Annotated in this window: 5 protein-coding genes; all 5 read right to left on the reverse strand. The window is 50.7% G+C overall.

What is annotated here, in order from left to right; all coding sequences use genetic code 11:
* Positions 1-1,072 precede the first annotated feature (1,072 nt).
* Positions 1,073-3,184: a S9 family peptidase gene (locus Q1Y74_RS13005; protein WP_300814728.1), complete on the reverse strand. Its 2,112-nt coding sequence runs from the start codon at positions 3,182-3,184 to the stop codon at positions 1,073-1,075.
* Between the two features lie 76 nt (positions 3,185-3,260).
* Positions 3,261-4,019 carry a LytTR family DNA-binding domain-containing protein gene (locus Q1Y74_RS13010; RefSeq protein WP_300814729.1) on the reverse strand — a complete coding sequence of 253 codons (759 nt, stop codon included), beginning with the start codon at positions 4,017-4,019 and terminating at the stop codon, positions 3,261-3,263.
* The gene (locus Q1Y74_RS13015) at positions 4,016-5,059 is read right to left on the reverse strand and encodes a histidine kinase (RefSeq protein ID WP_300814730.1); all 1,044 of its coding nucleotides are present in this window, start codon (positions 5,057-5,059) and stop codon (positions 4,016-4,018) included. Before Q1Y74_RS13015 ends, Q1Y74_RS13010 begins: the two co-directional genes overlap by 4 nt.
* A 9-nt stretch (positions 5,060-5,068) precedes the next feature.
* On the reverse strand, positions 5,069-5,992 hold the full coding sequence (locus tag Q1Y74_RS13020) for an efflux RND transporter periplasmic adaptor subunit (protein ID WP_300814731.1): 924 nt from the start codon (positions 5,990-5,992) through the stop codon (positions 5,069-5,071).
* A gap of 53 nt (positions 5,993-6,045) precedes the next feature.
* A partial coding sequence (locus Q1Y74_RS13025) for a TolC family protein (RefSeq protein WP_300814732.1) occupies positions 6,046-6,468 on the reverse strand: 423 nt, incomplete at its 5' end.

Below are 6,468 nucleotides of genomic sequence, written 5' to 3' on the forward strand. Positions count from 1 at the left end.
GTGTATGGTCGGTATCCTTTTCACAAAGGCATTGGCTTAACTCCTTAACTTCTTTACTCCTTAACTACAATCGATTAATAAACTTGCGAAACTTAAGTATATTAACTATAAAAGGTTCATCCGGCATTTCGAGTGATACGACAATCATGTAATGCAAATAGCCAGAAAATACCATTTATTTCTGAATCTATCGACTGTTCTCTTCCATACTTTTACTTGTGTCTTCTGCATGTAAGGTAACTCAGATTCGCATTTGCAGACTTGAGTTAAATAAATATGCTCATCCAGATAGGCAAATGAAAAATGTAAGGTAAAATTACAATTCTGACTGTTTCTTCCAGTAAGAGGTTCCTTGAATCATATTAAGGCTGCAATAGGAAGGTTTGAAATCCAAGGGGCTTATGTTTGAAACATAGCCCCCTTATGTTTCAAACATAGGTCTCTCAGGGTTTAAACCCTTTTTCAGGAGGGAGAATATAAGTAAAGTGAGGCTTACTCTCTATTGTCAAGAAAATGTACTTTCTCAGGAATTAGGACAGATTGCCTTTGGAAGTAAATCTGGCACGGTCTCAAGGCCTCCGGACAAACTGCTGCGAAAACACTTTCACACCACCGGAATAGGACGCCGGCTCTGTTCGGCCGCATCTTCCGACAAAGTAAAAGAGGGGAATAACATCGCTTCTGGTAGTTCCATTTTTTCTATGGAGAACTTATCACTCAAAATTCCGAAAGACCCCTATAAAAAACAAAAAACCTATTGGTAGAATTAAATATGCGCTAATTTAATTCCGCCAGCGGGTTTTCCCATATGTAATTGTTATAAGACTTGCTAAAATCTCTGATTCTTCGAATTTTTAGGTAGTTAGGGAGTTAAGCCGATATTTTAATCAATGGGATTACGGTATAAACAAAGCTATGGGCTTTAACTCCTCAGTGTGTCCAAAATCGGTAATAACTCCTTCTAACTCCTTTAATTCCTGCAAGTTTCGGTAAATCCAAAATTTGAAAATACTTAGTATCTAAAACAAAATAGCAATATCTTAAGATTATTCGAATGGTTGTATAAACCTTTCTACTTCAGCCACTTGTCCAGCCATTCGAAGAACACGCGCTGCCACAGCACGCCGTTCTGCGGCTTCAGCACCCAGTGGTTCTCGTCGGGGAAGATGAGCAGTTGGGCGGGCACGCCGCGCATCTTGGCTGCATCGAAGGCGGCCATGGCCTGGTTGGCCAGGATGCGGTAGTCCTTTTCGCCGTGGATGCAGAGGATGGGGGTGTCCCACTTGTCTACGAACTTATGCGGCGAGTTGGCAAAGGTGCGTTGGGCCGTGGCGTTGTCCTTCTCCCAGTAGGCGCCGCCCATGTCCCAGTTGGCAAACCATTTCTCTTCGGTCTCCAGGTACTGCATCTCCATGTTGAAGATGCCGTCGTGGGCTATGAAGGCCTTGAAGCGCTTGTCGTGGTGTCCGGCCAGCCAGTACACCGAGAATCCACCGAAGCTGGCGCCCACGCATCCCAGGCGGTCGCGGTCGACAAACGGTTCTTTGCACATCTCGTCGATGGCGGTGAAGTAGTCCTTCATGCACTGGCCGCCGTAGTCGCCGCTGATGGCTTCGTTCCATTCCGTGCCGAATCCGGGCAGGCCGCGGCGGTTGGGTGCTACGACGATGTAGCCGTTGGCAGCCATGATTTGCATGTTCCATCGGTAGCTCCAGAACTGGCTGACGGGGCTTTGCGGGCCGCCTTCACAGAAGAGTAGGGCGGGGTATTTCTTGTTGGGGTCGAACTGGGGCGGATAGATGACCCACGTCAGCATCTGCTTGCCGTCGGTGGTCTTCATCCAGCGGCCTTCCACGCGGCCCATGTCCAGTTGGTCATAGATGTGCTTGTTTTCGGTGGTGAGCTGGGTGGCCTGCGCGTAGGCTTCGCCTTGGCGGCTCTTGTCTACGGCATAGATTTCGTCGGCCATGCTCATGGAGTGGCGGGTGGGCATCAGCTTGTTGCCGCAGAGGGCGATGGAGCCGTAGTCGTGCATGCCTTCGGTGAGCTGTACCACCTGTTCGGGCTGGCTGAGGGCGATGTAGTAAATCTGCTCCTCGCCGTGCCAAACGCCCAGGAAGTAGATGCCCTGCGAGTCGTCGTCCCACAGGAAGGAATCCACGTTGGAGGGATAGGCCTGGCTGAGGAACTGCTTCTCGCCCGTCTGGCGGTCCATGATGAAGAGGCGGTTCCAATCGGACTCGTAGCCGTCGTGCTCCATGCTCTGCCAGGCTATGTAGCGGCCGTCGGGCGAGTACTGCGGGTTGGTGTCATAGCCCAGGTTTCCCTCGGTGATGTTGCGGGTCTGCCTGCTGGCCAGGTCATAGATGTAGATGTCCGAGTTGGTGGACACGGCATACTCCAGTCCCGTTTTTTTGCGGCAGGTGTAGGCCACTTCCTTGCCGTCTGGGCTCCAAGCCAGTTGTTCGATGCCTCCCCAAGGTTTCATGGGGCTTTCGTAGGGTTGGCCTTCAAGGATGTCCGTCGTGTTGCTGATGGCCGAGCCGTCAAAGTCGGCCACGAACGGATGGGGGGCGGTAGTTACCCATTCATCCCAATGCTTGTACATCAGGTCGTCCACGATGATGCCCGTTGTCTTGTCCAGGTCCGGATATTTGTCTTGGGTGCTTTGTACCGTCTTTATTTGGGCGATGAAGAGCAGTTTCTTTTCGTCGGGGCTGAAGGCGAATCCCTCAATGTCACCTTCGTAGTTGGTCAGTTGGCGGCGTTCCGTGCCGTCGGGATTCATTTCCCATACTTGGCTTGAACCGCTTTCGTTGCTCAGGTAGGCCAGTTTGGAACCTCCCTTAATCCACGCAGGTTGGTTTTCGTGCCATTTGCTGTGGGTAATCTGCGTGTTGGCGCTGCCGTCGGCGTTCATTACAAACAGTTCGGTGTTGCTCTTGTTCTGCGGCACGCTGTAGTAGCTGACCGTGTAGGCTACTTGTTTTGCGTCGGGAGAGGGGGTTACGCTACCGATGCGTCCCATGGCCCAGAGGGCTTCGGGGGTCATGCGGCGGTTCTCGATGCGTATGTCTGAGCGGCCTATCACGTCGCCGCCTTCCGCTTGTGCCGTTCCGTTCGGAGTTCCGCACGAAGCCAGTGTCATCATTGCTGACATAAGTAAAAGGTTAGTTGGTTTCATACAAATATTTTTTCGGTTGGTTGTTTGTGGCAAAGGTAGGCAATCGTCGCGAAAAAACATTGTTTTGTCCCGAATATTAGAACCATTCCCTGAAAGCCGGCACACGTGCTTTGCTGATGATGACTTTTTCGTCGGTAGGAGGCGTGAGCTGAAGAACCATCCGCCCGCCAAACCACAGGCTGACGCCCACGACGGCTTTGTGGGCAATGATGTACTGACGGTTGGCCCGGAAGAACTGGCGTGGATTCAGCAGCTCGGCCAATTCATCGAGCGTCTGTTGGAAAATAAAAGTCTCGGAAGACTGGAGAACCGCCTTGACCACTCCATCGCTGATGTAGAAATAAGAGATTTGTTCTACACTGACCGGCACGAAACGGTCTCCTTTCACGGGAACCAGAAAGTGAGTCTTATATCCTTCTTCCCGCTTCAGGGCGTGCATGACGGCCTGAAGATCTGTCTTAGTCTTCTCCCGATTTGAGCCTCCAAGGATTTTCAGCTTGTCGATGGCCATTTGCAGGTCGGCACTGCTGATGGGTTTCAGCAGGTAGGCGATGCTGTTCACGCGGAAAGCCTGCAAGGCATATTCATCGTAGGCGGTGGTAAAGATGATGGGACAGGTGATGTCAACCTGCTCGAAGATGCCGAAAGCCGACCCGTCTGCCAGGTGGATATCCATAAATACCAGTTCGGGCATGGAGTGGCTGGCAAACCACTCCAATGTATCGGCCACACTATCCGTCTCGCCTACAATATCGAAATCGGTATCCACCTCTTGCATGGCCGCTTTCAGGTTGCGAAGGGCGGCCTTTTCGTCTTCTATAATCAGTGTCCTCATATCAGTGGCAGGGTTACTTTAAAGTCGTTGTTGCTTTCTTCGATGGTAATGTCTTTCCCGAAAAGCAGCCGGTAACGTTTGGACAGATTGGCCAGTCCGATGCATGTGCTGCTACCGCTTGACAGTTTGGGCTGTATGCGGTTCGTGACGTACAGTTCATTGCCATTCGCCCGGATGCTGATCGTTAACGGATTCCGCCGGCTGATTTCGTTGTGCTTCACCGCATTTTCCACCAGCATCTGTACTGCCATTGGCGGCACCTCCCGCTGCAACAGTTCCTGCGGGATAACTATATTGAAATGCAGATTGTCCTCGTAGCGCATCTGCAAAAGGTATATGTACGAACGTACAAAAAACATCTCTTCATTCAGAGTGACCGTATGCGACAGATTGTCGTGCAGCGTGTAGCGCATGACCCGCGACAGTTCCTGAAGATAATTCTGAGCCTTGTCCGGCGATTCCCGTATCAGCGAATACAGGGTGTTGAGCGAGTTGAAAAGCATGTGCGGATTCAGCTGGCTTTTCAAAGCCTCGTATTGGTTGACAAGGTTCTCCGTACGCAACTGCTCGTTTTCGAGCAGCATCTTGCGGCTACGCCGGTTCTGGTAGTCCAGATAGCAGGTACCGGTCACAATGCAGGCTATCAGGATGTCCCTCAACGGATGCAGATAATGATGGAGCATGGCGGTGATGGCCGGTATGCCGAAGTGCTGGTGGGCATAGACAAAGCCCTTTCCCAACAGATTGCATACAACCAGTGTGACCACAAAACTCACCGTTACCCTTTTCCAGCTCAATGCTGTAGCCAGACTGCCGGACATCATGATTCTGACATTGATGATGAACAACAGCAATATGGAGAAATATGTAAACAGTATTTCGTAACAGACATTGAGCCAATGAATATCCGGAAACAGACGGCTGCCCGATACGGGATCGGACAGCGCTATCAGTTCGGGCAAGTGCATGAGGAACGCCACTATAATAGAAATGGCGTTCAACATCAGCAGAAACTTCTTATGGATGCGCAACAACTTCATGCGGCAAAGTTAGTGTTTTTTATCCATAATTCTGGCTGCCACATACATTCCCGGCCGGAAATCCGGACAAGCCTGCATGATGCGTGCATAGACTTTGATGGAACGGTTGACATTGTCCACCATCTGATCTACCGAAACAAGTTCGGCTGTGAACGTCGTATCCTGCATGCCATTGACCTTGAACGAAAAGCGACTGCCGGGCAACAGTTTGTCCAGGTCTTTTTCGTAAGCCGTAAGCTGCAACATGGGGTTGCTCTTGTCAATCACGTCACAGACAGGTTCGCCGGCAGCGAAATACTTGCCTGCATTGACATTCATGTTGGTTACGTAGCCGTTGCGCGGAGCACGTACTTCCAGATAGGTGCGAATGCCGTCGCGAGTCACTGCTACAGTATCTGTACCCAGCAGAGTAAGTTGTGCGGCAGCAGCCTCCATACGGCTTTTCATGGACAGATAGTCGGCCTTGCTTTGCTGCATACGTTTCAAGGAAGCCGATTCGCCGGAAACAAGTTTCTGCTGACGCTCGTATTCTTTCTTCAGATATTCGGTCTGGGCAGCAGCATCGAGATAGGATTGCTGAAGCTCGATAAAGTCCGGATTGGCCAAAGTCAGCAGGAGTTCTCCCTTGCGTACAGACTCGCCCGGCAGGACACGGATGTCGTGTACCGAACCGCCCATACTCAGCGTAACAGTCACATGACTCTGCGGAGGCATGACAATAACACCGTTGAACGACGGTGGATTGGCCACGTTGGTAGCACCGCTTATGCCGTCTACTTCGGGCGTCTGTGTGGTGTCCGAACCGGCTTGCTCTACCGTCTCTGTAGCGTTTGCTGATTCAGTCTGCCGGGCAGAGGGATTTGAACACGATGCTGCCAGCAAGGCAAGCATCAGGTAAATCATTCGTTGTTTCATCAGGTTCATCTTATTCATTTTTTCTAATGTTCGTTTTTTGTGATAAATTCTTGGACTCAGGAACCACCGTCTTATTCAGTGTAAAGTTCCAATTCTAATAAGGTAACGTTGTAGGCATAGACCGTTTCGATATACCCGCGCTTGATTTCGCGGACAGTATTCAGGCTTTGAATGAATTCGCTGATATCGGTTTCATTCTCCTGAAACTTTTGGGTTGCACTTTGCTGTAAAGCTTCAGCTTCCTTGATAGCTGCCTGCTGATAATAAGTCAGACGTTCGCGCTGACGGGCAAGCTGGCTTTGCAGTTCGCTTACTTTATTGGACAGTTGCTGCCGATTGGCCTCTGCCTCCCAACCTGCTGCCTGCATAGCGATGCGCGCCTGTCTGGCACGGCTCCGCTGAGGGAAAAAGAGAATGGGGAAAGAAGCCCCTACCATCCACGAATTAAGTCCGGTAAGCGGAGCTATCTTCTGACGGACATAACCAATGGAAAA

This window comes from uncultured Bacteroides sp. (assembly GCF_949298305.1).
Classification (GTDB): domain Bacteria; phylum Bacteroidota; class Bacteroidia; order Bacteroidales; family Bacteroidaceae; genus Bacteroides.

Bases quoted from the DNA above. Each gene is read 5' to 3' on its own strand.
- Q1Y74_RS13005 (WP_300814728.1), bottom strand. From the start codon at position 3,184: ATGAAACCAACTAACCTTTTACTTATGTCAGCAATGATGACACTGGCT.
- Q1Y74_RS13010 (WP_300814729.1), bottom strand. From the start codon at position 4,019: ATGAGGACACTGATTATAGAAGACGAAAAGGCCGCCCTTCGCAACCTG.
- Q1Y74_RS13015 (WP_300814730.1), bottom strand. From the start codon at position 5,059: ATGAAGTTGTTGCGCATCCATAAGAAGTTTCTGCTGATGTTGAACGCC.
- Q1Y74_RS13020 (WP_300814731.1), bottom strand. From the start codon at position 5,992: ATGAATAAGATGAACCTGATGAAACAACGAATGATTTACCTGATGCTT.